At 43.1% G+C, this 23,944-nt stretch carries 23 protein-coding genes and 1 other RNA gene; 19 read left to right on the top strand and 5 right to left on the bottom strand.

The window, feature by feature from the left end:
• The first annotated feature begins 156 nt into the window (after window positions 1-156).
• From CC90_RS0114750 to CC90_RS0114690, 13 genes are all read left to right on the top strand, one after another.
• The gene (locus CC90_RS0114750) at window positions 157-993 is read left to right on the top strand and encodes a transketolase (protein WP_031391527.1); all 837 of its coding nucleotides are present in this window, start codon (window positions 157-159) and stop codon (window positions 991-993) included.
• Entirely contained in the window at window positions 981-1,925 is a 945-nt protein-coding gene (locus CC90_RS0114745; protein WP_031391526.1) for a transketolase family protein, read from the top strand. Before CC90_RS0114750 ends, CC90_RS0114745 begins: the two co-directional genes overlap by 13 nt.
• An 8-nt stretch (window positions 1,926-1,933) precedes the next feature.
• Window positions 1,934-2,596 carry a ribulose-phosphate 3-epimerase gene (gene rpe / locus CC90_RS0114740; RefSeq protein ID WP_031391525.1) on the top strand — a complete coding sequence of 221 codons (663 nt, stop codon included), beginning with the start codon at window positions 1,934-1,936 and terminating at the stop codon, window positions 2,594-2,596.
• Between the two features lie 313 nt (window positions 2,597-2,909).
• The gene (locus CC90_RS0114735) at window positions 2,910-4,202 is read left to right on the top strand and encodes an MFS transporter (protein WP_031391524.1); all 1,293 of its coding nucleotides are present in this window, start codon (window positions 2,910-2,912) and stop codon (window positions 4,200-4,202) included.
• Between the two features lie 248 nt (window positions 4,203-4,450).
• Window positions 4,451-5,326, top strand: a complete 876-nt coding sequence (locus CC90_RS0114730; protein ID WP_031391523.1) for a methionyl aminopeptidase — start codon at window positions 4,451-4,453, stop codon at window positions 5,324-5,326.
• A 539-nt stretch (window positions 5,327-5,865) separates the two neighbouring features.
• Entirely contained in the window at window positions 5,866-7,851 is a 1,986-nt protein-coding gene (metG, locus tag CC90_RS0114725) for a methionine--tRNA ligase (RefSeq protein WP_031391522.1), read from the top strand.
• A 150-nt stretch (window positions 7,852-8,001) separates the two neighbouring features.
• Window positions 8,002-8,934 carry an alpha/beta fold hydrolase gene (locus tag CC90_RS0114720; protein ID WP_031391521.1) on the top strand — a complete coding sequence of 311 codons (933 nt, stop codon included), beginning with the start codon at window positions 8,002-8,004 and terminating at the stop codon, window positions 8,932-8,934.
• A 49-nt stretch (window positions 8,935-8,983) separates the two neighbouring features.
• Window positions 8,984-9,904 carry a DUF1002 domain-containing protein gene (locus tag CC90_RS0114715; protein ID WP_035315740.1) on the top strand — a complete coding sequence of 307 codons (921 nt, stop codon included), beginning with the start codon at window positions 8,984-8,986 and terminating at the stop codon, window positions 9,902-9,904.
• Between the two features lie 218 nt (window positions 9,905-10,122).
• Entirely contained in the window at window positions 10,123-10,602 is a 480-nt protein-coding gene (locus tag CC90_RS0114710) for a GNAT family N-acetyltransferase (protein ID WP_031391519.1), read from the top strand.
• Window positions 10,603-10,634: 32 nt separating this feature from the next.
• The gene (locus CC90_RS0114705; protein ID WP_035315738.1) at window positions 10,635-11,303 is read left to right on the top strand and encodes a YesL family protein; all 669 of its coding nucleotides are present in this window, start codon (window positions 10,635-10,637) and stop codon (window positions 11,301-11,303) included.
• Between the two features lie 16 nt (window positions 11,304-11,319).
• The gene (locus tag CC90_RS0114700; RefSeq protein ID WP_031391517.1) at window positions 11,320-12,870 is read left to right on the top strand and encodes a sensor domain-containing diguanylate cyclase; all 1,551 of its coding nucleotides are present in this window, start codon (window positions 11,320-11,322) and stop codon (window positions 12,868-12,870) included.
• Window positions 12,871-13,137: 267 nt separating this feature from the next.
• Window positions 13,138-14,247: an ABC transporter ATP-binding protein gene (locus CC90_RS0114695; RefSeq protein WP_031391516.1), complete on the top strand. Its 1,110-nt coding sequence runs from the start codon at window positions 13,138-13,140 to the stop codon at window positions 14,245-14,247.
• A 298-nt stretch (window positions 14,248-14,545) separates the two neighbouring features.
• Window positions 14,546-15,634 (top strand): PucR family transcriptional regulator, encoded by a 1,089-nt coding sequence (locus tag CC90_RS0114690; protein ID WP_031391515.1) that lies wholly within the window; start codon window positions 14,546-14,548, stop codon window positions 15,632-15,634.
• 66 nt (window positions 15,635-15,700) lie between these two features.
• On the opposite strand, the gene CC90_RS0114685 is transcribed toward CC90_RS0114690, so the two are convergent.
• Window positions 15,701-15,964 (bottom strand): helix-turn-helix domain-containing protein, encoded by a 264-nt coding sequence (locus CC90_RS0114685; protein ID WP_031391514.1) that lies wholly within the window; start codon window positions 15,962-15,964, stop codon window positions 15,701-15,703.
• A gap of 24 nt (window positions 15,965-15,988) precedes the next feature.
• Window positions 15,989-16,459: a phage holin family protein gene (locus CC90_RS0114680; protein ID WP_031391513.1), complete on the bottom strand. Its 471-nt coding sequence runs from the start codon at window positions 16,457-16,459 to the stop codon at window positions 15,989-15,991.
• A 207-nt stretch (window positions 16,460-16,666) separates the two neighbouring features.
• Between CC90_RS0114680 and CC90_RS0114675 the strand changes: the two genes are divergently transcribed.
• The 6 genes from CC90_RS0114675 (at window position 16,667) to CC90_RS0114650 (ending at window position 21,670) form a co-directional block, all read left to right on the top strand.
• Window positions 16,667-17,506 (top strand): 2'-5' RNA ligase family protein, encoded by an 840-nt coding sequence (locus CC90_RS0114675; RefSeq protein WP_132038542.1) that lies wholly within the window; start codon window positions 16,667-16,669, stop codon window positions 17,504-17,506.
• 56 nt (window positions 17,507-17,562) lie between these two features.
• Window positions 17,563-18,324, top strand: a complete 762-nt coding sequence (locus tag CC90_RS0114670) for a methyltransferase domain-containing protein (RefSeq protein ID WP_031391511.1) — start codon at window positions 17,563-17,565, stop codon at window positions 18,322-18,324.
• A 100-nt stretch (window positions 18,325-18,424) separates the two neighbouring features.
• Entirely contained in the window at window positions 18,425-18,799 is a 375-nt protein-coding gene (locus CC90_RS0114665; protein ID WP_031391510.1) for a DUF3795 domain-containing protein, read from the top strand.
• Between the two features lie 250 nt (window positions 18,800-19,049).
• Window positions 19,050-19,361: an L-rhamnose mutarotase gene (gene rhaM, locus CC90_RS0114660; protein ID WP_031391509.1), complete on the top strand. Its 312-nt coding sequence runs from the start codon at window positions 19,050-19,052 to the stop codon at window positions 19,359-19,361.
• 98 nt (window positions 19,362-19,459) lie between these two features.
• Complete coding sequence (locus tag CC90_RS0114655; RefSeq protein WP_031391508.1) at window positions 19,460-20,293, top strand: alpha/beta hydrolase; 834 nt, start codon at window positions 19,460-19,462, stop codon at window positions 20,291-20,293.
• A 78-nt stretch (window positions 20,294-20,371) separates the two neighbouring features.
• Complete coding sequence (locus CC90_RS0114650; RefSeq protein WP_031391507.1) at window positions 20,372-21,670, top strand: hypothetical protein; 1,299 nt, start codon at window positions 20,372-20,374, stop codon at window positions 21,668-21,670.
• 51 nt (window positions 21,671-21,721) lie between these two features.
• Here CC90_RS0114650 and CC90_RS0114645 read toward each other — a convergent pair whose 3' ends face one another.
• The 3 genes from CC90_RS0114645 to tadA form a co-directional block, all read right to left on the bottom strand.
• Window positions 21,722-22,621 (bottom strand): radical SAM protein, encoded by a 900-nt coding sequence (locus CC90_RS0114645; RefSeq protein WP_031391506.1) that lies wholly within the window; start codon window positions 22,619-22,621, stop codon window positions 21,722-21,724.
• Between the two features lie 45 nt (window positions 22,622-22,666).
• Window positions 22,667-22,928: signal recognition particle sRNA large type (gene ffs, locus CC90_RS23770), an RNA gene on the bottom strand.
• A gap of 239 nt (window positions 22,929-23,167) precedes the next feature.
• Window positions 23,168-23,677, bottom strand: coding sequence for a tRNA adenosine(34) deaminase TadA (gene tadA, locus CC90_RS0114640; protein WP_031391505.1), 510 nt, complete (start codon window positions 23,675-23,677; stop codon window positions 23,168-23,170).
• Between the last annotated feature and the right edge of the window lie 267 nt (window positions 23,678-23,944).

Here is a 23,944-nt window from a genome sequence, read left to right as displayed (position 1 = left end):
TGGAATTTTTATTGCCATTTAAGGTAAAACTGCTGAAAGAAGTCCGTGAATTGGCAGAATTTATTTCATGTTACAATATAGACGGAAAATTTAATATGTGGTAGAGTAGTTTAGTAAAGTGTTTTAGTAAATGCGGTTTATTTTTGGAGGAAGAAGATGGAAAATTTAGAATTGCAAAAAAAAGCCAATGAAGTGCGAAAAGGAATCGTTACAGCGGTTCATAGTGCAAAAGCAGGACATCCGGGCGGCTCGTTGTCGGCGGCAGATGTATTTACCTATCTGTACTACGAAGAAATGAACGTAGACCCGCAGAACCCTAAGATGGAAAATAGAGACAGATTCGTATTGTCCAAGGGACATACCGCGCCGGGTTTATATTCCACATTAGCCCATAAGGGTTATTTTCCCGTGGAGGATTTGAAGACACTGCGTAAGCTTGGTTCTTATTTGCAGGGACATCCCGATATGAAGCATATTCCGGGAGTGGACATGTCCAGTGGTTCTTTGGGACAAGGAATATCGGCAGCGGTAGGAATGGCGCTTGGAGCAAAATTGGACGGAAAAGATTTCCGCGTATATACACTTCTGGGAGACGGAGAACTTCAGGAGGGACAGGTATGGGAAGCAGCTATGCTCGCCGGACACAGAAAGCTGGATAACCTGGTAGCGATCATAGATAACAACGGCTTACAGATTGACGGTAAGGTAGACGATATATGCTCTCCTTATCCGATAGATAAGAAATTCGAGGCATTTAATTTCCATGTAATCAATGCAGATGCTCATGACTTTGATGATCTCAGAAGAGCGTTCAAAGAGGCCCGCGAAACGAAAGGAATGCCTACGGCAATCGTTGTACACAGCGTAAAGGGCAAGGGCGTTTCCTTTATGGAAAATAAGGCGGCATGGCATGGTACAGCGCCTAACGACGAGCAGTTCGCGGTAGCGATGGCAGACTTGGAAAGGATTGGTGAAGAATTATGTCAGAAATAAAGAAGATTGCAACGAGAGAAAGCTATGGCAACGCGCTTGCGGAGCTTGGAGCGCAGTTTCCTAATCTGGTAGTTTTGGATGCCGATTTGGCGGCGGCTACAAAGACCAGCGTTTTTCAAAAAGCTTTCCCCGAAAGACATATAGACTGCGGAATAGCAGAATGTAATATGGTAGGCATCGGAGCAGGACTCTCCACAGTAGGAAAGATTCCTTTTGTGAGTACCTTCGCAATGTTTGCAGCAGGACGTGCTTTTGAGCAGGTGCGCAACTCACTGGGTTACCCTCATTTGAACGTAAAAATCGGAGCGACTCATGCGGGCGTTACCGTAGGCGAGGACGGAGCTTCCCACCAGTGTAACGAGGACATCGCGTTGATGAGAACGATTCCGGGCATGGTAGTTATGAACCCTGCGGATGACGTGGAAGCGAAGGCGGCGGTAAGAGCTGCGATTGAGCACGACGGACCGGTATATCTGCGTTTCGGAAGAGCAGCATGCCCGGTTATTAACGACGGACCGGATTATAAATTTGAGATAGGAAAAGGTACTGTGCTCAAAGAGGGTACTGACGTAACCATCGTGGCTACGGGAATCTGTGTAAGCAGCGCTTTGGAAGCAGCTGAGAAGCTTGCGGAGGAAGGTGTCAGCGCAGAGGTTATCAATATATGCACGATCAAGCCTTTGGATGAGGAACTTATTATAGCATCCGCGAAGAAGACGGGTAAGGTAGTTACCGCCGAGGAGCATTCCGTAATCGGAGGACTTGGAAGTGCAGTATGTGACGTATTATCCGCAGCAGCTCCCACACCGGTTAAAAAGGTCGGTATGCAGGACGTATTCGGCGAATCCGGCCCGGCTATGGCACTGTTAGAAAAATACGGCTTAGATGGCACAGGCGTATATAAATCGGTAAAAGAGTTCATCGGAAAGTGAGAGAGAAAATGCTGATATTATCACCGTCTATTCTGGCAGCAGATTTTTCTGTATTAGGAAAGCAAATAAAGGAAGTTCAGGAGGCAGGAGCACAGTATCTTCACGTGGATGTTATGGACGGAAGCTTTGTGCCTTCCATATCTTTCGGAATGCCGCTCATCAGCTCCATAAGGGGAACGTCGGACATTATTTTCGATGTACACCTAATGATTGCATCACCGGAGCGCTATATAGAGGAATTTGCGAAATGCGGAGCGGATATTATCACCTTTCATTTGGAAGCGGTACGGGACCCCGGAGTGGTAATCGACAAGATACACGCCCTCGGAAAGAAGGCGGGTATATCTATAAAGCCTGCAACTCCTATAGAAGCAGTTCTTCCATACTTGGGCGAGCTGGATATGCTGTTGGTAATGACTGTGGAACCGGGCTTCGGCGGACAAGCCTACATTCCTGAATCCACAGAGCGCATCAGGCAGGCTCGTAAATTTGTGGAGGAAAGAGGCCTTAGTACGGATATCCAAGTGGACGGAGGCATCACTGCAGACAACGTACACGTCGTACTGGAGGCAGGAGCAAACGTGATTGTCGCGGGTTCGGCGATTTTCAGGGGTGATATAGGGCAGAATGTGAAGGATATGCTGAAATCATTTGAGGCATTTCAAAAATAGATATATTAAGATAATTCTTTAAATGAATCAGGTAAATTGAGTTAGATATTAGAAATCTTCGCCTTTCTGTTTCGAGTTTTGGGAAAGGCGGAGATTTTTTGTGAATAGGTATCGCCGGACTTACAAGCTATGTGGAAATATATCAAAAAACGTGATATGATTTTTATAAATTTAGAGGAGGATAAGAAATGATTCTTTGTATTGCTTCAGCTCCATGCAAGGTCTATTAGGACTGACTCGCATGGAGATAAAATAAGTCCCATAGACTTTGCATCCGGAACTAATAACTTAAATCAAAAGGAGCAAAGTCAAAATGAATTCATTAAAAATATTTATAAAAGATTTACGGGATTTTCTTATTCTATGGCTGTCACAGTCGTTTTCGTCATTGGGAAGTGCAATGACAAATTTCGCGCTGGTCATATGGTCATATCAGCAATATGGTTCTGCCTTGCAGACGGCATTGCTTGCCATCTGTTCCTATGCACCTTATGTATTAATGAGCATTTTTGCAGGTGCATTGAGCGATAGATGGAACAAAAAGCTTACCATGCTTTTATGCGATAGTTTTGCGGCAGGATGTACCGTTATTGTTTTAATTTTGTTACAGTCGGATAAATTGGAATTATGGCATCTGTACTGCTTAAATGCACTTAACGGACTAATGAATACGGTCCAGCAGCCGTCTGCGGATGTTACGACAAGCTTGCTGACGCCAAAGAAATATTATCAGAAGGTAAGCGGAATGCGGTCATTTTCCAATTCGCTTGTGAGTGTAATAACACCTGTCTTGGCAACTGCACTGCTTTCTTTGTTCAGTGTTCAGATAGTCATTGCGTTTGACCTATTTAGCTTTGGTGTAGCATTTATCTCTCTTTTGTTTTTTATAAAAATACCTGAGCTGAAAAGAGAAGACTCGGTAAAGGAACCAATCTTAAAGGCGGCAAAGGCAGGGCTTGTTTATTTAAGACAAAATCGTGGGATTTTGGATTTGATCTTATTCCTGGCAGCCATCAATCTCATTGCCTCTGTGTATAATGCGGCGTTTCCTGCCATGGTTTTATCGAGGCAGGGAGGCGGTGAAGTGGCCTTAGGGATAGTGAATGCCGCAGTGGGGATTGCAACGCTGGCAGGAAGTGTGATCGTGTCTTTATTGCCGGCTCCCAAGAGCAGAGTGAGAGTGATTTGTGATACTCTTTTGATCTCTATGAGTACGGAAAATTTCTTTTTGGCATTCGGACAGTCTATCCCCTTGTGGTGTATAGGCGCAGTGTTAGGTTGGATTACAATACCTGTTATGGGAGCGAATATGGACGTACTTTTCAGAAGTCGCATACCCATAGAAATGCAGGGCAGGGTTTACTCCGCCAGAAATACACTGCAATTTTTCACGATTCCAATAGGATATTTTCTCGGTGGAATTTTAGTTGATAAGGTGTTTGAGCCTTTTATGGAGACACAAGGCGCCGACAGCTTTTTAACGGTAGTGTTCGGAAGCGGTAAGGGCTCGGGTGCGGCGCTGTTGTTTTTGATTCTTGCTTTTGCGGGAATTTTTGTCTGTTTATTTTTCCGAAAGGATAAATACATTTGGCAACTGGAAGAGTAATATAGTATTTATGCGGGTTTGTGATGCATTTTGCATTGCAGCCCGCTTATTATTGTACTGAACCTAATGTTCGATTTTGCGATATACGGCGTTGTAATGAAAGTATTAGACAATACTGCATAAAATATATGAGAAATTATCTCATGAAATATATGAAAAATACCGTATGTAATTTATAAAAAGTGTTTTATAATATTTTAGGACACTTATAGTGAGTTCAAATATTTTGAGAAAAAGAAGGAAAAGCTATGTTCAAGAAATTGGAGAGAAACGAGCCCTGCTGGTGCGGGAGCGGAAGAAAATATAAAGCCTGTCATGAAGCTTTCGACGATAAGGTCCTGCGCTGCCAAAGGGAAGGCCACATGATTCCCGATAGGGATATGATAAAGACAAAAGAACAGATAGACGGTATCCGGGAGAGCGGAAAAATCAATATAGCGCTGCTCGATTATGTAGAAGCTAATATACGGGAAGGTATGTCCACGGAGGAAATAGACCGTATGGTATACGAAAAGACTATAAAGCTCGGCGCTGTTCCGGCTCCTCTCCACTATGACGGATATCCGAAGAGCGTATGTACCTCTATCAACAGTCAGGTATGTCACGGCATTCCTGCGAAAGATGTAATCCTGAAAAGCGGAGATATTGTCAATGTGGATGTATCCACGATTTATAAAGGTTATTTTTCCGACTCTTCCCGTATGTTCTGCATCGGCGAAGTGGAAGAGCAGAACGCTAAGCTCGTCCGTGTGGCGAAAGAGTGCATGGAAAAAGGAATCGAGCAGGTAAAGCCCTGGAACTTCCTCGGAGATATGGGAGAAGCTGTTCAAAGTCATGCGCTTCAAAACGGCTACAGCATAGTCCGTGAAATCGGTGGGCATGGAGTAGGAATAGAGTTCCACGAGGACCCTTTTGTAAGCTATGTGACCAAAAAAGGGACAGAAACCCTTATGGTGCCCGGTATGGTGTTTACCATAGAGCCCATGGTCAACATGGGGGCCAATGAAATCTACATCGATGACGGCAACGGCTGGACCGCCTACACCGAAGACGGAAAGCCGTCGGCTCAGTGGGAAGTTACCATAGCGGTTACAGAAGATGGGTATGAAATATTGGCATACTAAAGAGTTACGCAATTTTGGCTTCACGGTATGAAAGGCTGGATAGTAACTGAATGACCGGATTGTTAGTGTTCACACAGTAGCTTAACACTTGCTGTTAAGATACGTAAGAACGTGATTGACAGTATAAATTCTTTGTGCTAGTCTAACAATATCAATAAAATGAAGTAAAAAGCAGTGACGAAGAGAGTAGATATGCGAGAGCTTTCCAGAGAAGGTTCCATTTCGTGCGGTAAGATAGTTAACGGAATGCTGAGAGGAATCGGGTGAAAACATATTGAAAATGGCTTCCGAGCAGCGCACCGAACCGGCGACGGCAAGGCTGCGACAGGTCCGCCTGTTATAGCGGCAGGGTATAAAGCAATTCGTGCTCAGGCTCATAAATGAGCAGCGCATAAATCGGCAGTACCCACAGAGGTTCGCTTTGTGAGAAGCGGACAAAAGGAAGTGGTAACACGGCTTTTCGCTCGTCTTCTAGTCAAACTAAGAAGACGGGCTTTTCTTATTTTATTATTTATAATTATTAAAAAGGAGAAAAAAGTATGAGTAAAGGAAAATATTATATCACTACCGCCATTGCCTACACCTCTGGCAAACCCCACATTGGCAACAGTTATGAAATCGTGCTTGCCGACAGCATCGCAAGGTTCAAGAGAAAAGACGGCTATGACGTATTCTTCCAGACGGGAACCGACGAGCACGGACAGAAAATTGAAATAAAAGCGCAGGAAGCCGGTGTTACCCCAAAACAATATGTGGATAACGTTGCGGGAACGATCAAAGACCTGTGGAATCTTATGGATACCTCTTACGACAAATTTATCCGGACAACGGATACCTACCACGAGAAGCAGGTACAGAAAATATTCAAGCGCCTATACGAGCAGGGTGACATCTATAAGGGCGCATACGAAGGGATGTACTGCACTCCCTGCGAATCCTTCTGGACAGAATCCCAGCTTGCGGACGGCAAATGCCCGGACTGCGGAAGGGATGTAAAGCCTGCGAAGGAAGAGGCGTATTTCTTCAAAATGAGCAAATATGCGGATAGGCTCATTGCGCATATCAATGAACACCCGGAATTCATACAGCCCGTATCCCGGAAAAATGAAATGATGAACAATTTTCTGCTTCCCGGACTTCAGGACCTATGCGTATCCAGAACTTCTTTTAAATGGGGTATTCCCGTAGACTTTGACGAAGGCCACGTTGTCTACGTATGGCTGGATGCACTTACCAACTATATTACCGGAATCGGTTATGACTGTGACGGAAACAATACGGAACAGTATAAAAAGCTCTGGCCTGCTGATCTGCATCTGATTGGGAAAGATATCATTCGTTTCCATACGATTTACTGGCCGATTTTCCTTATGGCTCTCGGCGAGGAGCTGCCTAAGCAGATATTCGGCCACCCATGGCTGCTCCAGGGAGACGGCAAGATGAGCAAATCCAAAGGAAATGTCTTGTATGCGGACGATTTGGCGGACTTTTTCGGTGTGGACGCGGTGCGCTATTTTGTGCTTCATGAGATGCCTTTTGAAAACGACGGAGTGATTTCGTGGGAACTTATGGTGGAAAGGCTTAATTCCGATTTGGCGAACACCCTCGGCAATCTTGTGAACAGAACCATTTCGATGAGCAATAAATATTTCGATGGAATTGTCGCGGATAAGGCGGCTGCTTCCGAAGCGGATAAGGCTCTGGACGATGACTTGAAGGCAATCGCTGCAGGAACCTATGAAAGAGTGAGAAAAAAGATGGAGGATTTGAGAGTGGCGGATGCCATATCGGAAATCTTCGTACTTTTCAAACGATGTAATAAGTATATCGACGAGACGGAGCCGTGGGTGCTGGCGAAAGACGAGGCTAAGGCGGATAGGCTGTCTGAGGTGCTCTATCATCTGGTGGAGAGTATTGTCATCGGCGCTTCTTTACTGGAGCCCTTTATGCCTGCCACTGCTGAGAAAATTGCTGCACAGCTAAATACCTCCCTGCGGGGCTTTGAGGAACTTACAGCCTTCGGTCAATATCCTTCCGGGAATAAGGTGACCGAGAAACCGGAAATATTGTTCGCGCGGCTGGATGTAAAGGAAGTGCTGGAAAAAGCAGAAGCCTTGTTCGAAAGCAAAAAGCCGGAGACGGCCGAAGAGACGCAGAAGGAAGCAGCACTTGAAGATGTGATAGACATCGAAGCGAAGCCGGAAATCAGTTACGACGACTTTGCTAAGCTGCAATTTCAGGTAGGTGAAATCATCGCCTGTGAAGAAGTTCCAAAGTCCAAAAAGCTGCTTTGCTCCAAGGTGCGCATCGGCAGTCAGGTGAAACAAATCGTATCCGGTATTAAGCAGTATTATTCTTCGGAGGAAATGGTTGGCAAGAAAGTAATGGTGCTGGTGAATCTTAAGCCGGCAACTTTAGCGGGAGTCGTATCCGAAGGAATGCTTTTATGTGCGGAAGATAAGGACGGCAATCTGGCCCTTATGACTCCGGAAAAGGCGATGCCTGCAGGCGCGGAGATCTGCTAATTTAAGGAATTTTTTATTATAAACTTAAAATATTATATATTATGGTGTATAATGGGTTCACAAGGGGATTTTTTTCCTTTGTGAACTCATTTCCATATCAGGGAGTATTTTTTGATGAGCTTCGCTACACAAAAGAATGGAGGGAATTTTATGGTAAGACGAGACAAACTGTATTTTGACTCCAGAGATAACGTCAGCAAGATTTATTCAAAGCAGTGGATACCCGATACGGATAAGCCTATATGTATTTTGCAGATCATACACGGGATGGCGGAGCATATAAAACGCTACGATGACTTTGCAAAGGCTATGGCAGAGAAAGGAATCATGGTGGTGGGCGAGGACCACTTGGGTCATGGAGAAACGGTCGGAGAGAGCGGGACGAAAGGATATTTTTGTGAGCAGGACCCGGCCACGGTAGTGGTGAGGGATTCGCACAGGCTCAAGAAACATATCCAGGAAAAATATCCGGGTGTGCCCTATATCATTCTTGGACATAGCATGGGCTCTTTCATACTTCGCAATTATTTATGCCGCTATGGGACGGGAATACAAGGTGCCATTATCGTAGGAACCGCAACTCAGCCAGGGGCTGTTATCGCTTGCGGAAAGGCGGTGGCCGCCTTGCAGAAGTTTACCCGCGCCTCTAAAAAGGAGAGTAAGATTTTAAACTACCTGTCTTTTTTAGGCTACAATAAGAGAACAAAAGGAGAGACGTCGGAATTTAGTTGGCTCACTAAGGATAAAGAAGTTGTAAAGGCATATGAGAAGGACAAGTTTTGCGGATTTATTTTTACCGGAAACGGGTTCGAGACTCTCTTCGAGTTGCTGGCAAGACTGAATAAGAAAGAAAATTTGAAAAATATGCCTCCTGAACTGCCGGTTATGTTCGCATCGGGCGCAGAGGACCCTGTAGGTAATTATGGAAAAGGAGTAAAAGCGGCATACCAGTCGTTCCTGGATTTAGGAATGGAGAATGTGCAGCTTAAGCTTTACGAGAACGACAGACACGAAATATTGAATGAAACGGATAAACTAATAGTATATAAAGATATATACTCATGGATATTATCCATCTTATAGGCGGGAAAATAGACAATATTTGCAGGTATCGAAAACATGGAGGATTATTATGAAAAAGTGGTTGGCACTAATAGGCGTTTTATTTTTGGCAGGTTTATTCGGTATGAGCGCGTCCGCGCAGGAGGAAGGCAAGATAGTAGTAGCTCTCGGCGCGGACCTTACGGAAGGGCAAAAGACTTCGGTACTGGAGCTGATGGGGATAACGAAGGACCAGCTTGCCGGATACGATGTGATTTATGTGACGAATGCGCAGGAGCATCAATATCTGGATGAGTACTTAAGTTCCTCTGTCATCGGCAGCAAGTCCTTATCCAGCGTGATGCTGAAAAAGCTGGCACCGGGCAGCGGGGTTACGGTAACGACGAAAAATATCAATTACTGTACCACCGGCATGTACCGCAATGCCTTGCTTACGGCAGGGGTGGAGGATACGGAAGTAATCGTTGCGGCGCCCTCGCAGATTTCGGGAACGGCCGCTTTGATAGGGGCGGTAAAGGCTTATGAGAAGATGGAAGGAACGACAATTTCCGATGCCTCTCTTTCCAGCGCACTGGATGAGCTCATTACTACCGGAGAGCTTGCAAAAGCAGCTCAAAATGTGAATAGTGACGATATAGAGAAATTGATTGCTTATATTAAGGAGAAAGTGGCGAACGGAGAGCTGGAGACGGATGAAGATATCCGGGCGGCTGTAGAAGAAGGAGAAGAGCGTTTCGGAGTGAGCCTGACGAAGGAAGAAATACAGAGAATCGTGGATTTGATGAACAAGCTCGAGGGTATGGGCCTTAACAGCGATTATTTGATCAGTCAGGCGGAGAAGCTGTACAGTAAATACGGCGCCGATATCGTGAACCATGCGGACGAGGCAATCAGTGAAGCAGTGAGCGATGCTGTTGCTAATGCAGCGGGAGGATTTTTCCAAAGCCTTAAGAATTCTGTAAAGGATTTCTTCAGCAGCCTTTTCAATTAGTACATCGTTCTGCAAAACCCGAATTTTCTGGCGAGTGTTCTTTACTCGCCAGATACTTTCGTTTACAAAAGACACCTCACGGTGTTATTGAAGGCCTAATAATAATGATAATAGTACTTTAGGACTAAAAGAAATTACAATTTGCATATAATTTCTTGTAAAATACAATAGGATTCGTTATAATTACATGTAATTAGACCGTTGAAAGGACAAAAACAATGACAGAGGGTGAATTCTCTTACGAGATTCGTATAGCTTATGAGGATGAGTGGGATGAATCGATAGCACTGGCATGGAAGACTTTTCTTCAATTTGAAGCCGAGGATTATGAACCTGAAGGAGTCAGAAGTTTTGAGAATTTCATAACCGACAATGCGCTGCACCGCATGTTTATTATGGGCGCTTATCAGATGTTCGTTGCGCTTAAGGACAGCAAAATAGTCGGTATGATTACAGTAAGAAGCAATTCTCACATATCGCTTTTGTTCGTGGATGAGAAGCACCATAGAAAAGGGGTAGGGCGGGCGCTGATGTATCGTCTGTGTGAATATCTCAAGTCTGAATTAGGAATCGAAAGAGTTACGGTAAACTCCTCTCCCTTCGGAGTGGGGTTTTACCATAAATTGGGCTTTAGGGATTTACAGACGGAGCAGACAGCCGACGGCATCCGTTATACGCCTATGGAGCTAAGGATATAAAATAATTAGAATAAGAGAAAAGGAAAGTTAATATGGGTAAGTTTTTTGATATGGACAGCCCGGTTATGCGTTTTTTAACCGTTATGGCGGACTTGATGATTTTGAATATTTTAACAATAATATGTTGTATTCCGATTTTTACGGCAGGAGCGTCTCTGACTGCGTTGAACTACGTATTGCTCAAGATGGTACGCAACGAGGAGGGCTATATCGTAAAGTCATTTTTTAAGTCCTTCAGGCAGAACTTTAAGCAGGCGACTATCATATGGCTGATTATCTTGGCATTTATTTTGGTTTTTGCCGGAGACATTCTGATTTTCAACTATGCGTCAATGGAATTTCCCAAGGCGCTTAAAATCTTTTTGTTCGTGCTGGGATTGTTCATGATGATGATTGTTATTTATGTATTCCCGGTGCTTTCCAGATTTGAAAATACGGTATTGAATACGATTAAGAATTCTTTGTTCATGTCGATTCTGAGTTTTCCGAAGACGATTCTTATGCTGCTTGTATATGCGGCACCAATCGTACTGTTTTATATTACTCCTATGGCGATTCCTCTCATTTTTATGTTTGGAATCTCAGTGCCGGCTTATTTTTCCGCGAAGCTTTACAGCGGAACCTTTAAAAAATTTGAACCCAAAGAGGAACCTATTGAGGATAGATTTGAAACCATTGGTCAAGATGATGAGGTAGAGTGATTTCAGGGAGATGGCAATGAAAGACGGGCAAACAAGAGCGGCTGTTACACAATGGCTGATTCCAGCCATGGTACTAATAGTAGTTGTTATCGTAATGTTATTTAACTTTTCAGCCAAGAGCAGCCAGGCCGCTGCAGAACAAGTGGAAAACAGTATGATGGACGTAGCCGAGAAGTACGCCGCGAAGATTAATTTTGAGCTGGCATCCATGGTAAGCGCGGGCAAACCCATCGGTCACCTTATGGGAGAGCATATTGACTTCAATAAGGTGTTCTCTGCCAATATGGCGGATGTTCTTAGAAACAATTCAAAAGCCTATGCGGTAATTTACAGCGATGCCAATGGTAATGGGATGGAACAGAACACCTCCAAAATAAATCTTAAGGATTTAAGTTATTATGGGGAGATATTCGGAGGAACCGTAAGCTCGGATCTTTCAGCTGCAGATGAAAAAATTGCCGTGGCCGAAGGCGAGGTGCGGTATCTTTCTGTGAAAACAGACGAAATCGGCACGAATAAAAAAGCGATTATTGCAGCCATTCCTTTGGGAACAGAGACCGACTCGGATAAGCTGCTTATGTATTATCCTGTAGAGAATCTGAGAGGCCTGTTTAAAAAATCAGAATTTGATGCCGATACTTTTTATGTTCTTATCGCTCCCGACGGAATGATTATAGAAAATACCGATTATGACAGCCAATTCCTAAAGGGTGACAACATTTGGACGACAATTAAGGAAAGCGGAGACTATGGCGATGAGGTTGCCAAGGCGATCATCCGTATGAAGAACAAGACTGCGGGAAGTTTCAGCGCCGTAGTGAACGGAGAGGCGAGGCGGCTTGTATATGCGCCGGTTGGAATCAATAAATGGACGCTGGTAGTCGGAGTGAACCAGAGCTATGTGGACGGCCTTCAGGAAAGAGGCTGGAGTAATGCCAAGCAAATGATATACCAGTTGGTGGTGGCGATATGGGTATTTTTAGGCCTGCTCGTCGTTATCAACATCATCGATAAGATAAAGAGCAGCGAGAAGAGCAAGGAACTTGGAGAAAAAGCGGATACCGATCTTCTCACCAGCCTGAACAACAAACTGGCCACTGAGCGCAAGATTAAGGAATGGATGGAAAAGAATCCCGGGGAGCAGGGATTGATGTTCGTCCTCGATATCGATAATTTCAAGAAGATCAACGACACTCTCGGCCATGCTTTTGGCGATGAGGTGCTGCGTTCTCTCGGATATCAAATCGGCTCTACATTCCGGGCTACGGATGTCATCGGAAGAACGGGAGGAGACGAATTCACCATATTTCTAAAGCATCTGAATGACGATGCCCTATTGGAAAGGGAAGCCGGAAAGCTTTGCAATTTCTTCAAGAATTTTCAAGCGGGCGAATATGTAAAATATATGGCTACCGCCAGCATAGGGGCCGCAATATTCCCCAGAGACGGCAAGGATTTTGACAGTTTGTACAAGGCGGCGGATAACGCTCTCTACATAGCTAAGAGGCGCGGCAAGAACCAACTGGCTTTCTACGGGGAAGAGGAGCAGGACGAAGCGGGTATATAATACGTTTGTACAATGTGTATAGGATGAAAAAAAAATATTGTTCAAATTGACGCTGTTAATAAAAATATATAGGTAATATAAGCAATTTCTACAACGTGCTCGAAAATCTTTGTGGAATGTTGGTATAGCGTAAAGAGGCAGGATTCGATATACTTAGTGCATAGTTAATGAGTAAAGGACACTCATAATGAGTAATGAGCACTCATAATAAGCGATTCCGGTTCGAATGCGGAATCACGAAACAAAGTTGATTAGGAGGCAAATAAAATGGCAAGTTTATCATTGAAGAATATCTGTAAGGTATATCCTAACGGATTTGAAGCGGTAAAAGATTTCAGTCTTGAGATTTCAGATCAGGAATTTATTATTTTCGTAGGTCCTTCGGGATGCGGTAAATCTACGACTCTTCGTATGATCGCAGGTTTGGAGGATATTTCTTCCGGCGAATTGAAAATCAGCGACAGAATAGTTAACGACGTTGAACCTAAGGACAGAGATATCGCGATGGTATTTCAGAACTACGCTCTGTACCCTCATATGTCAGTTTATGACAATATGGCTTTCGGTCTTAAATTAAGAAAAGTTCCGAAGGATGAAATCGATAAAATGGTTAAAGAAGCTGCTAAGATTCTTGATTTAACACCCCTTCTCGACCGTAAGCCGAAGGCTCTTTCCGGTGGTCAGAGACAGCGTGTTGCTATGGGTCGTGCTATCGTTCGTAATCCTAAGGTATTCCTTATGGATGAGCCTCTTTCCAATTTGGATGCAAAGCTTCGTGTACAAATGCGTATCGAGATCGCGAAACTTCATCAGAGACTGGGCACAACCATCATCTACGTTACACATGACCAGACAGAGGCTATGACGCTCGGTACGAGAATCGTAGTTATGAAAGACGGTCTTATTCAGCAGGTAGACACACCTCAGAATTTATATGAGAACCCCCAGAATCTTTTCGTAGCTGGTTTCATGGGTTCCCCTCAGATGAACTTCCTGGATGCAGAAGTTGAAGTAAAGGGTGATGTAGCTAACCTTAAGGTTGCGGGCAACAGCATTCCTCTTCCTCCGGCAAAATCTAAGAAATTAATCGAAGGCGGTTACGCAGGAAAGAACGTTACTTTCGGTATTCGTCCGGAAGACGTATATGATTCTGAAATGTTCATTGAGACATCGAAATGTGTATTCGAGTCTACCATTAAGGTATATGAATTGCTCGGTGCAGAAGTTTACTTATACTTCGATTTGGCTGAGTTCCCGATTACTGCAAGAGTAGATTCCCGTACGACAGCGAGACCTGGTGACACAGTTAAATTTGCATTTGACGTTGAGAAGATTCACGTATTTGATAAAGAAACAGAGCAGGTTATCACGAACTAGTGAAACGGTTCGGGGGATGCGGTCGCATCCCCCTTTTTTTCGTATAATTGGAGTTACTGTTCACACAGTAGCTTAACACTTGCTGTTAAGCTGCGTAAGAACGTGATGCAAGAGATGATTTCTGCTTCGCGAAGCGAATTAAAATGCAGAAATCATTAGTTACTGAGAACGGAGTGAACAGTAACTAATTGGAAAAAGTAGATATATATTTTGACTTGCACAACACTTCAAAATAATTTATCATAAGGGTATAATCATTAAGAGGAATTTTATTTCGGAAAGGCTGGTTTGTAAACATATGGTATCAAGTCAGATAATCAGGACAAGCATTGAAGAATTGCACGCTATCACGAAGGTGGACTTGGGCGTGTTCGATTTGAACGGAGTAGAAGTGGCATCCACATTTGAGGTGGAAAGCCGGAACTCCGGTCTGATAACAGATTTTGCGGCATCTCCGGCGGATAGTCAGGTCATCGGAAGCGAGCATTTATTAAAAATCAGGGATGAAGGGGAACTGATGTACGTTCTGGTAGCCAGAGGCAGCGGCGATGAGGCATATATGATAGGCAAGATTGCCGTAAGCCAGATACAGAATTTAATCGTGGCATATAAAGAGCGTTTTGACCGGAATAACTTCTTCCAGAACCTTCTGTTGGACAATCTGTTGCTGGTAGATATTTATAATCGTGCAAAGAAGCTCCATGTGGAGGTTGCCGTACCCAGAGCCGTGCTGTTGGTAGAGACGAGGACGGAGAGAGATGCAACGGCATCGGAACTATTAAGCGGAATGTTTTCCAGTCAATCGGGAGATTACATCACCGCTGTTGATGAGAGCAGCGTGATTCTCATTAAGTCGCTGAAAAATGGAGAAGGCTACGAAGAAATAGAGCAGATGGCCCATACGATAGTGGATATGATGAACATGGAAGCTATGCTGAATGTGAGGGTAGCATATGGAACGATCGTAAGCGAGCTCAAGGATGTTTCGAAGTCCTACAAGGAAGCAAAAATGGCGCTGGATGTAGGTAAGATTTTCTACGTAGAAAAGAAGGTGGATGCATATAACACGCTGGGAATAGGAAGATTGATCTATCAGCTTCCGGTAAATCTGTGCAAGATTTTTATCGAAGAAATATTCAAGGATAAGACTGCTCTGGATTTCGATGATGAGACGCTTACCACCATCAACAAGTTTTTGGAGAATAATCTGAATGTATCCGAGACTTCCAGACAGCTATTTGTTCACCGCAATACGCTGGTGTATCGCATCGAGAAGCTGGAGAAGAGCACAGGTCTGGATATCCGCACCTTTGATGATGCGCTTACTTTTAAGATTGCGCTTATGGTAGTAAATTATATGAAATATTTGGATACGCTGCAATATTAATATTAATCGATAATCATGATTTCAATAAATGGACCGCATTGCGGGGGATAAAGCCTCGCAATGCGGTCATTTTGTCTTTTCAGGATAAAGCCATCCTGCATATTCTAAAATCGACTGCTTCTCCGGCTTAGCATTCGTAAGCTTCATCTGCTTGAGATATTCTCTCGAAGACACTTGGAAAACCCGATAAAAGTATTTGTTAAAGCTGGATACGGAATGGAAACCGGTATTCTCTAAAATACTGAGAATAGATTCCTCCGTATATCGAAGCAAGTTACACGCCTTCATACTACGGGCATTATTCAGGTATTCCAGAGGCGAAGCAGCCATGATTCGCGGGAAATCCCCTGACGTTCACTCTCCCTTATGGTCTACATTATTCTTCATATTCATCAATACCTTAACTAAAAAACCCGGTAAGGCAACTCCCATGCGATTAGCATTTTCAAGGATTGACAGAAGCTCATTGATAATGAACCATATGGAGACCAACAGGCCGAACAAGGTCTGGCTGTCAAATCTCAGGCCCAACTCGACGGCAAATTTATGTATTAAATAATCAGTGCTTACCGCAACTAAAATCGTTAAAATATAACCGATTTTTTTGTAAATGCCGATAATGCTCTTTTTGCTGCTCCATCTATATTGAGGCTTGTCCGGATATTCAAGGGCTTCCTTTTTTGCGGCAAGCATTCCGGAAATGTAGTCAATTACCATCAAAATAGTTAAGAGCATCAGCGTTGGAATAAGTAACTCCATCGTATTGCTGATCCATGCGCCGAGAACGGCAATAATACTTTTTTCCAAGCTAAAGTTTGTTTTCATTTAGATAATCATCCCTTTCTTTGCAGATATCTGGAACAGAATTATGCGATATATTCATTTTTTATTTCTTCCTATTTTTAAAGCCTGTTTTGTACATATACATAAAGAAAAGAGGAGTATGGGGGGATAATGTAAACTTAATTTTTCTATTTTATTTATTAAATAATTTAAAAATGAATGTCATGGTTTTACAATTGTTTATAGAGGATGTCTGAAAATGGATTGAATGCAGTATTTTTCGAATATACGGTTTATCTATCTGATGAATGGTCTATAGGGCTAATATCTTTTGACGACACTGGCAGCACAAGGCACGCAGGAATGTCGTTTAATGTGTTCCAATGCTATGGAGTAGAGTCATCACAAGCTTTACTGAAACTCCGCTTTGAAAAGGTTATTCATTACAATCTATACCTATTCGAAAAGCAAGTGACAGTAATATTCGAATTAGGTATAATGAAAATCAGAAACAATCTGGATTATTATTTGTGGAGGACATTTATGGGCTATGCTATTGCAGGATATTTTGATAAAGATGCAGATAATAGAATAAAAACATTATGGGAGGGAATGGCAAGGTCAGGGGTTGATGATTATTTAATCAATTCGGAGAATAATCCTCATATAAAGTTTGTTATGTATGAACAGTTGGATTTAGATAAGGTTAAAACAATGCTTGCGGAATTGGCAAGAAATTTGAAAACAATTCCTGTTCAATTTAAGACATATAGCTTCTATCCAAATAAAAAGCCATTTATATGCATAGACGCAGCAGTTTCTTTTGAAATCCTTGATTTACAAAGAAAAATTAGAAGCAGCTGCGACATATATGCGAAGCAATACAATATAAACTTCTTCGAACAAGGCATATGGAAGCCGGATTGCCAATTAACCATTGAATTTGAGAGAGAAAAACTTACGAATGCAATGCAATATCTTTCAAATACGGAATTACCCTTTGAAGGAGAAATTAACAGGATAGGAATTATTGAATTTCATCCGGCCCGGCAGTTATTTTCATATGATTTGATGACCGATAGAAAATAAACTTTACACTTCAGTTTGTGTTGCTGGAAAATATTAACTTAAGGGAGACTTATTTTATGTGGAATGCAGATGTTTATAATCAATACGGAAAAGAAAGAATGCAGCCATCCATTGATTTGGCGAATCGAATGAATGATAAAAACTTCAAGAGGATTCTGGACGTAGGTTGTGGTACAGGAATGAGTACAGTTTCACTTCTCAGCATTTGGAAAGACGCTGAAATAGTTGGTGTTGATTTGTCAGAAGAAATGCTGCAAAAGGCAAGAGAGTATATGCCTTCCATATCTTTTGTGCAAAGAGATTGTGGTAAACCATTATCTGATATGGAAACCTTTGACTTAATATTCTCCAATGCATTTTTACAGTGGATTCCCAATCAAGAAGAATTCATATTAAATTCATTTGATATGCTTAACAGAGAAGGGGTGTTTGCTGCTCAGATACCTCTGTTTGAAGAGATGCCGGCTAACCAGTGTATTATAAACGCGGAAAGCATATTACCTGATAAATTCGGCGATATGGATAATAGTAAATATGTGATATATTCAGCAGCAGAATATTACGATATACTATCAAAAGCCACCAGTAAGATTTCTATATGGATAACGGACTATTTTCATGAAATGGATAACCATCAAAAAATTCTTGATTTCTTAAAGGGCGCGGCATTGCGTCCATATATTGATAGATTGAAGGAAGATGAACAAAAGATATTTATGAAGGAAGTATTGAAAAATATAGAAAGAGAATATACTTGTCAAAAAAATGGTAAGATCCTATTTCCGTTTAAAAGATTGTTTATGATTGGAGAAAAATAATCTTTAATAAGGATGTAAATCCTAATCTGCCTTGCGGATTGAAATAATGGATTGTTTACATAATGTAACATGAATTAAATTTGTAAGGAGGCTGGGTAAATTGGAAAAAATAACACTGTGCGGGGATGATTGCCTTCAATGCCCCAGATACCTGGCTAAAAATGCGGAAGAATTATCAAAAGCCGCAGAATTATGGTTCCGGGTAGGTTGGAGAGATAGGATTATTTCTAATGATGAAATAATGTGTACGGGTTGTACATCACATAAGCAGTGTACATATCAATTAGTTGATTGCACAAAAGCAAATAATGTTAGGAAATGTAACCAATGCAAGAAATTCCCCTGCGAAAAGATAACAAATATGTTGATACGTTCCGATGAATATAAGCAAAAGTGTAAAGCCGTTTGTACCCAAGAGGAATATCGCATGTTAGAGGCCGCATTTTTTAATAAAGAAAATAATCTGAAAAAGTGACAAATTAAAAATTAACTCACTGCTTACATAAAGCTTATAAATGAGTTATATATGGCAAATATTTTTACTCTTTATTGATGTGCGCGATATATGGAGCTTATTTTTTCTTAACAGAATGTAGGATGGAACCTGAAATTGCTACTCAACGATTCTGTTACATGGTATTATGAATATTTTTTGGGAGATAAATATTTCATTTCAATTCAATAAAATGCTTAAAAGTATTTACAAATAATAGGAGGCATCAAGTATGTATAAAGGATTTAAAATGAAGTTATTTGCAGGACAAGAAGCAGAATATGAGAAACGCCATAATGAATTATGGCCTAAAATGCAGGAAATGATTCATGAACACGGAGGAAAGAATTATTCGATTTTTCTGGATAGGGAGACATTGACCCTTTTCGGCTATATTGAAATAGAGGATGAAGCTCTCTGGGCAAAGGGCGCAGATACGGAAATCAATCGAAAGTGGTGGGATTTCATGGCGGACATCATGGAGACCAATCCCGACAATAGCCCTGTAGCAATAGATTTGCATCCCGTCTTTCACTTAGACTGAGCCATTAGCAGCATAGCTAAAACCTAATGGTTCACAAAGCTTTATGCAAATAATTCGATAATCAAGCAACTCAATATTTCACAAAAAGGAGATCACACATGATAATACAATCCCATTTCCTTACAGTCCCCGGTCAGAAGACTGGACCTGCCGAGCTGACCGTATACCGCATCGATAACATCAGTGTTGCACCGGAGAAAAAGCGTCCGATGGTAATAGTTTGCGGAGGAGGCGGGTATAGCATGATTTCCGACAGAGAGAAGGAACCTCTCGTTCTCCAATTCCTTTCCATGGGTTATGATGCCTGCCTGATTGAATACAGCGTGGAGCCTAGTGTATTTCCTGTGGCTGTTATGGAACTTGCCAGTGCGGTGGCATTTATCAGAGACCATGCGGAAGACTGGAATGTGGATGCAGATAAGATAGTTACCTGCGGCTGCTCAGCCGGAGGACATCTGGCGGCCAGCCTTGGCGTATTTTGGAACCGTGAATTTGTTTTTGGCCCCATAGGAAGAAAAGCGGAGGAAATAAGACCTGACGGACAGATTCTATGCTACCCGGTCATTACCTCCGGCGAATATGCTCATAGGGAATCTTTTGAGAAGCTGCTGGGTGAAAGGAGCAATGAAGAAGAGTCTTTGAAGCTCGTGTCCTTGGAAACGCAGGTGAAAGGGGATACTCCCGTTACCTTTCTGTGGCACACGTCTCCCGATCAGGCGGTGCCTGTGGAAAACAGCATGAAATTCGCACAGGCCCTCCATTCCCAAGGAGTGAGTTTTGAAATGCACATTTATCCGGTGGGAGGTCATGGCCTTTCTCTGGCAAATGAAGAAACCAGCGGCGAAGAAGGAATAGAATTGGTGCCTTACTGCTCCGGCTGGATGGGGCTGGCAGGGGCATGGATGAAGCTTAATTTCCCCATCGGCTCATAGGAATAAATAACAATCCTTCAGAATAAAATTAGGTGACAGGGCATAGTTGTCCGCCGACAGAATGAAGGAGGATTGGAATTGGCTTATTACGATAAGAAAATAGTGTATTTATCCTATATGAGCAATGGAAGTAAGATAAAAAATGCAGGCTTTGTCCGCGCGGAATGTCGTGGAAAGGACTACACACTGGACATGCGCGTAAACGGAATTCAGGAATGGATGGAGAAGCAATACGACATCCTTGCCGTTACGCCCTCAGGGAAGGAGTATGCGGTAGGCAGAATCTTTCTTCAAAAGGGTGCCGGGCAGTGGCAGGCGGGGCCCCTTAAGAGCGCAAACGCCGGAAATACACTTTCCTATGAAGAAATCGAAAGTCTCCGTATTGATCTAACTGACGGGAATACGATAGAGGGTGTATTCCGAAAGGCAGATACAAGCCTGGCGGCCATACAGAGCGAACCAAATTCGCAAAAAGGGGAAAAGCAGGGCTTTGGAAAGATTATTTGGCGGGAACCTGAAAAAAAAGAAAAGCAAGGCAGTGATAAAGTTGCTTGGAGCGAGCCCGGAATAAAAGAAAAGCAAGGCAGTGATAAAAGTGCCTGGGGCCAGCCCGGAATAAAGGAAAAGCAAGGAAATGATAAAAGTGCCTGGAGTGAGCCCGGAATAAAGGAAAAGCAAGGCAGTGATAAAAGTGTCTGGAGTGAGCCCGGAATAAAGGAAAAGCAAGGCAGCGGAAAAAGTGCCTGGTATGAGCCGGAAAAAAAGGAGAAGCAAGGCGGCGAGAAGGTTACCTGGTTCGATTTGGATAAAAAAATAAAGCAAAGCATCGAGAAGGCTGCCCGGATGGAACCGGAAAAAGATGAAAAACGAAGCGCAGAGAAGATTACCAGATTGGAACAGGAAAGAGACGAAAAGCGCGGGCCGGATGCAGCTTTTTCAGAAAAAAAAGAAGGGGAACAGCCTGAGCTTAAGGCCGGAAGTATGGAGGCCGCAGAAGCAATACATATGGACAGCGCTATTCTAAGCGACAAGTGGCAGCAACTCATGCAAGTCTATCCCGTAGTGCATCCTTATGAGGATGAGAGGCAATATGTTAGCATTGAACCCAAGGACTTTGTAATTATGAGCGGTGATTACCAGCATCTGGCTAACAACAGCTTTCTGCTTCATGGCTTTTATAATTACAGGCATATTATTCTCGGGAAAGAAAAAGATGCGGCGGACGCGTCAGGCAGCTTTTATCTGGGCGTGCCGGGCGTATATTATGAGCGGGAAAAAATGGTAGCCCTGATGTTCGGCTTCGAAGCTTTCGAATGCAGCGGGGGCAGGGCGGAGCCTGGGAAATTCGGGTATTATTTGCGAAAGGTAAAGATTTGATAATAAATATTAACCTCAAAAAGTTAAAAGTGATGGGTGAAAGCTGCGCACTTAAATTCCGTCGCAGTTAAACGGCGGAATGAAGCTTTCCAAGCAGGTGTTCCCTTCTTGGATAAATCCGTTTTCGATGCCCAGTGTGATGGCATAATCCACCACTTTATCATAATCCTTAGGGGAAAGCGTGTGGTTCAGCTCGGGAAAACGTTCCGCATCCAGGAATTCCGGAAGGGGAGTATACTGATTCATAATGCTGACATATATGTCATTTCCATATGTTTCATATAAAAAGCGCAGAATGGCTTTAGAGTCCTTCATGCATCCCGGCAGCGCCAAATGGCGGACAATGACGCCTTTTGTTATCAAGTCCCCGCAGAATCCGGGGCTTCCGGCCTGGCGTACCATTTCCGATATGGCTGGTTTGGCATAGGAAAAATAATCTTCGGCGTAAGAATATTTTTTACTAAGAACGGGAGAAAAGTACTTTAAGTCGGGCAGATATATATCCACCAAGCCCTCCAGATACTTCAAAGTTTCTACCTTTTCATAAGAACTGGTATTATAGACCACGGGAATGGAAAGGCCTATATCCTTTGCCTTTATCAAAGCTTTTACTATCTGAGGAACGAAGTGGGAAGGCGTAACCAGATTGATATTGCATGCGCCTTGCTCCTGGAGATTAAGGAAAATCTCTGAAAGCCTCAGGACGGATATGCCTTTTCCAGTAATCCCTTTTGATATCGTGTGGTTCTGGCAGAACACACAGCCCATATTGCAGCCTGAAAAAAAGACAGTACCTGAACCGGTCTGTCCTGAAATGCAGGGCTCCTCCCACATGTGAAGAGCGGCCCTCGCAGCCTTTATTTCGTTTGTCTGTCCGCAGTATCCTATCTGCCCGGCAATTCTGTCCACATGACAGTTTCTGGGACAAATCGTACAATCTCGCAAATCCATTCCGTTATCCCGTTATCATTTATGATCTGATCAATATTTTTAAAACCGTGCGTTCTGCGTTGAATAAGGCCAATACACGTTACCTTTACAGTTAGCTCGGCTCAGGCACCCTCACGGCACATGAGAGATTCCGCTTAGTGCTGCTTTGTTCCCAACCTGACACGATTCGCAGATTCCCATTGCGTAAGACCCAAACTTCAACGCCACTTATAAAGGGCAGCTATACCAGCTTAAACCCGCGGCAGAACATCACCCCTACTAGAGCGGATTGTAGGTACAGGGCACCGCTAACGCCCCGGCTGCACGGTTTTTTAAGTATACTGTTTTTTTAGGTATTTGTCAATAAAGCTAGCGCATTAACTATTGTAAATTAGCGGTAAATTGTTTCTGTTCACACAGTAGCTTAACACTTGCTGTTAAGCTACGTAAGAACGTGATGCAAGAGATGATTTTTGCTTCGAGGAGCGAATTTAAATGCAGTAATCATGCGTTACTGAGAACGGAGTGAACAGTAACGGTAAATTATTGAATTGTTGCGTAAGGATTTCAAGATTCGCAGCGGCGCATAAGCTTTTCTTCTCTATTGCGTACCCGCAGTTCCTTAAAAAAAGCAGTCAGCATATCGCTGCATTCCTTTTCCAGGACGCCCCTGGTTACCGCTGCCTGATGGTTGAACTGGGGAGTTTCCAGGATATTCAAAATGGAACCGCCACAGCCCGCCTTAGGATTCATACTTCCCATGACCACATCGGGGATGCGAGCCTGAACGATAGCGCCGGAGCACATCTGGCAAGGCTCCAGAGTGACATAGAGCGTACATTCCTCCAGCCTCCAGTCGCCGATCTTCTTACTGGCTTTTTTGATAGCGGTAATTTCCGCGTGAGCAAGAGCCGATTTATCCGTATTGCGCCTATTATATCCCCGCCCAATGACCTTACCTTCATGAACAATGACACAGCCGATGGGAACTTCCCCCAGCGCATATGCCTTTTTCGCTTCTTTCAGCGCTTCTTTCATGTATTTTTCATGTATATTCATAGTAATACCCGTACCCATCCAATACCTGCAAACTTATTTTTCACATCAAACTCTGATTCCGGCTTTTTAAATCCCGCCTCATCCAGTATAATATAAACATGTAAAAAATAGCAACCCATACTGTTTGGCAATCATAGCTTGTTACTGTTCATGCCGTTTACAGTAACGCATGATTTCTGCAATGCAAAAATTTTGCATACAGATTCGCTACGCGAAACAGAAATCATCTCTTGAATCACGTTCTTACGCAGCTATGCGCTCGAAACAAAAGCTGTGCTGACGAAG

This window comes from Kineothrix alysoides (genome assembly GCF_000732725.1).
GTDB classification, from domain to species: domain Bacteria; phylum Bacillota; class Clostridia; order Lachnospirales; family Lachnospiraceae; genus Kineothrix; species Kineothrix alysoides.
This window is presented reverse-complemented; position numbering and strand designations above follow the sequence as displayed.

What these genes read in the sequence shown, in the direction of transcription:
- CC90_RS0114750 (WP_031391527.1), top strand. Translation starts at nt 157, where the DNA reads ATGGAAAATTTAGAATTGCAAAAAAAAGCCAATGAAGTGCGAAAAGGA.
- CC90_RS0114745 (WP_031391526.1), top strand. Translation starts at nt 981, where the DNA reads ATGTCAGAAATAAAGAAGATTGCAACGAGAGAAAGCTATGGCAACGCG.
- rpe (WP_031391525.1), top strand. Translation starts at nt 1,934, where the DNA reads ATGCTGATATTATCACCGTCTATTCTGGCAGCAGATTTTTCTGTATTA.
- CC90_RS0114735 (WP_031391524.1), top strand. Translation starts at nt 2,910, where the DNA reads ATGAATTCATTAAAAATATTTATAAAAGATTTACGGGATTTTCTTATT.
- CC90_RS0114730 (WP_031391523.1), top strand. Translation starts at nt 4,451, where the DNA reads ATGTTCAAGAAATTGGAGAGAAACGAGCCCTGCTGGTGCGGGAGCGGA.
- metG (WP_031391522.1), top strand. Translation starts at nt 5,866, where the DNA reads ATGAGTAAAGGAAAATATTATATCACTACCGCCATTGCCTACACCTCT.
- CC90_RS0114720 (WP_031391521.1), top strand. Translation starts at nt 8,002, where the DNA reads ATGGTAAGACGAGACAAACTGTATTTTGACTCCAGAGATAACGTCAGC.
- CC90_RS0114715 (WP_035315740.1), top strand. Translation starts at nt 8,984, where the DNA reads ATGAAAAAGTGGTTGGCACTAATAGGCGTTTTATTTTTGGCAGGTTTA.
- CC90_RS0114710 (WP_031391519.1), top strand. Translation starts at nt 10,123, where the DNA reads ATGACAGAGGGTGAATTCTCTTACGAGATTCGTATAGCTTATGAGGAT.
- CC90_RS0114705 (WP_035315738.1), top strand. Translation starts at nt 10,635, where the DNA reads ATGGGTAAGTTTTTTGATATGGACAGCCCGGTTATGCGTTTTTTAACC.
- CC90_RS0114700 (WP_031391517.1), top strand. Translation starts at nt 11,320, where the DNA reads ATGAAAGACGGGCAAACAAGAGCGGCTGTTACACAATGGCTGATTCCA.
- CC90_RS0114695 (WP_031391516.1), top strand. Translation starts at nt 13,138, where the DNA reads ATGGCAAGTTTATCATTGAAGAATATCTGTAAGGTATATCCTAACGGA.
- CC90_RS0114690 (WP_031391515.1), top strand. Translation starts at nt 14,546, where the DNA reads ATGGTATCAAGTCAGATAATCAGGACAAGCATTGAAGAATTGCACGCT.
- CC90_RS0114685 (WP_031391514.1), bottom strand. Translation starts at nt 15,964, where the DNA reads ATGGCTGCTTCGCCTCTGGAATACCTGAATAATGCCCGTAGTATGAAG.
- CC90_RS0114680 (WP_031391513.1), bottom strand. Translation starts at nt 16,459, where the DNA reads ATGAAAACAAACTTTAGCTTGGAAAAAAGTATTATTGCCGTTCTCGGC.
- CC90_RS0114675 (WP_132038542.1), top strand. Translation starts at nt 16,667, where the DNA reads ATGTCTGAAAATGGATTGAATGCAGTATTTTTCGAATATACGGTTTAT.
- CC90_RS0114670 (WP_031391511.1), top strand. Translation starts at nt 17,563, where the DNA reads ATGTGGAATGCAGATGTTTATAATCAATACGGAAAAGAAAGAATGCAG.
- rhaM (WP_031391509.1), top strand. Translation starts at nt 19,050, where the DNA reads ATGTATAAAGGATTTAAAATGAAGTTATTTGCAGGACAAGAAGCAGAA.
- CC90_RS0114655 (WP_031391508.1), top strand. Translation starts at nt 19,460, where the DNA reads ATGATAATACAATCCCATTTCCTTACAGTCCCCGGTCAGAAGACTGGA.
- CC90_RS0114645 (WP_031391506.1), bottom strand. Translation starts at nt 22,621, where the DNA reads ATGGATTTGCGAGATTGTACGATTTGTCCCAGAAACTGTCATGTGGAC.
- tadA (WP_031391505.1), bottom strand. Translation starts at nt 23,677, where the DNA reads ATGGGTACGGGTATTACTATGAATATACATGAAAAATACATGAAAGAA.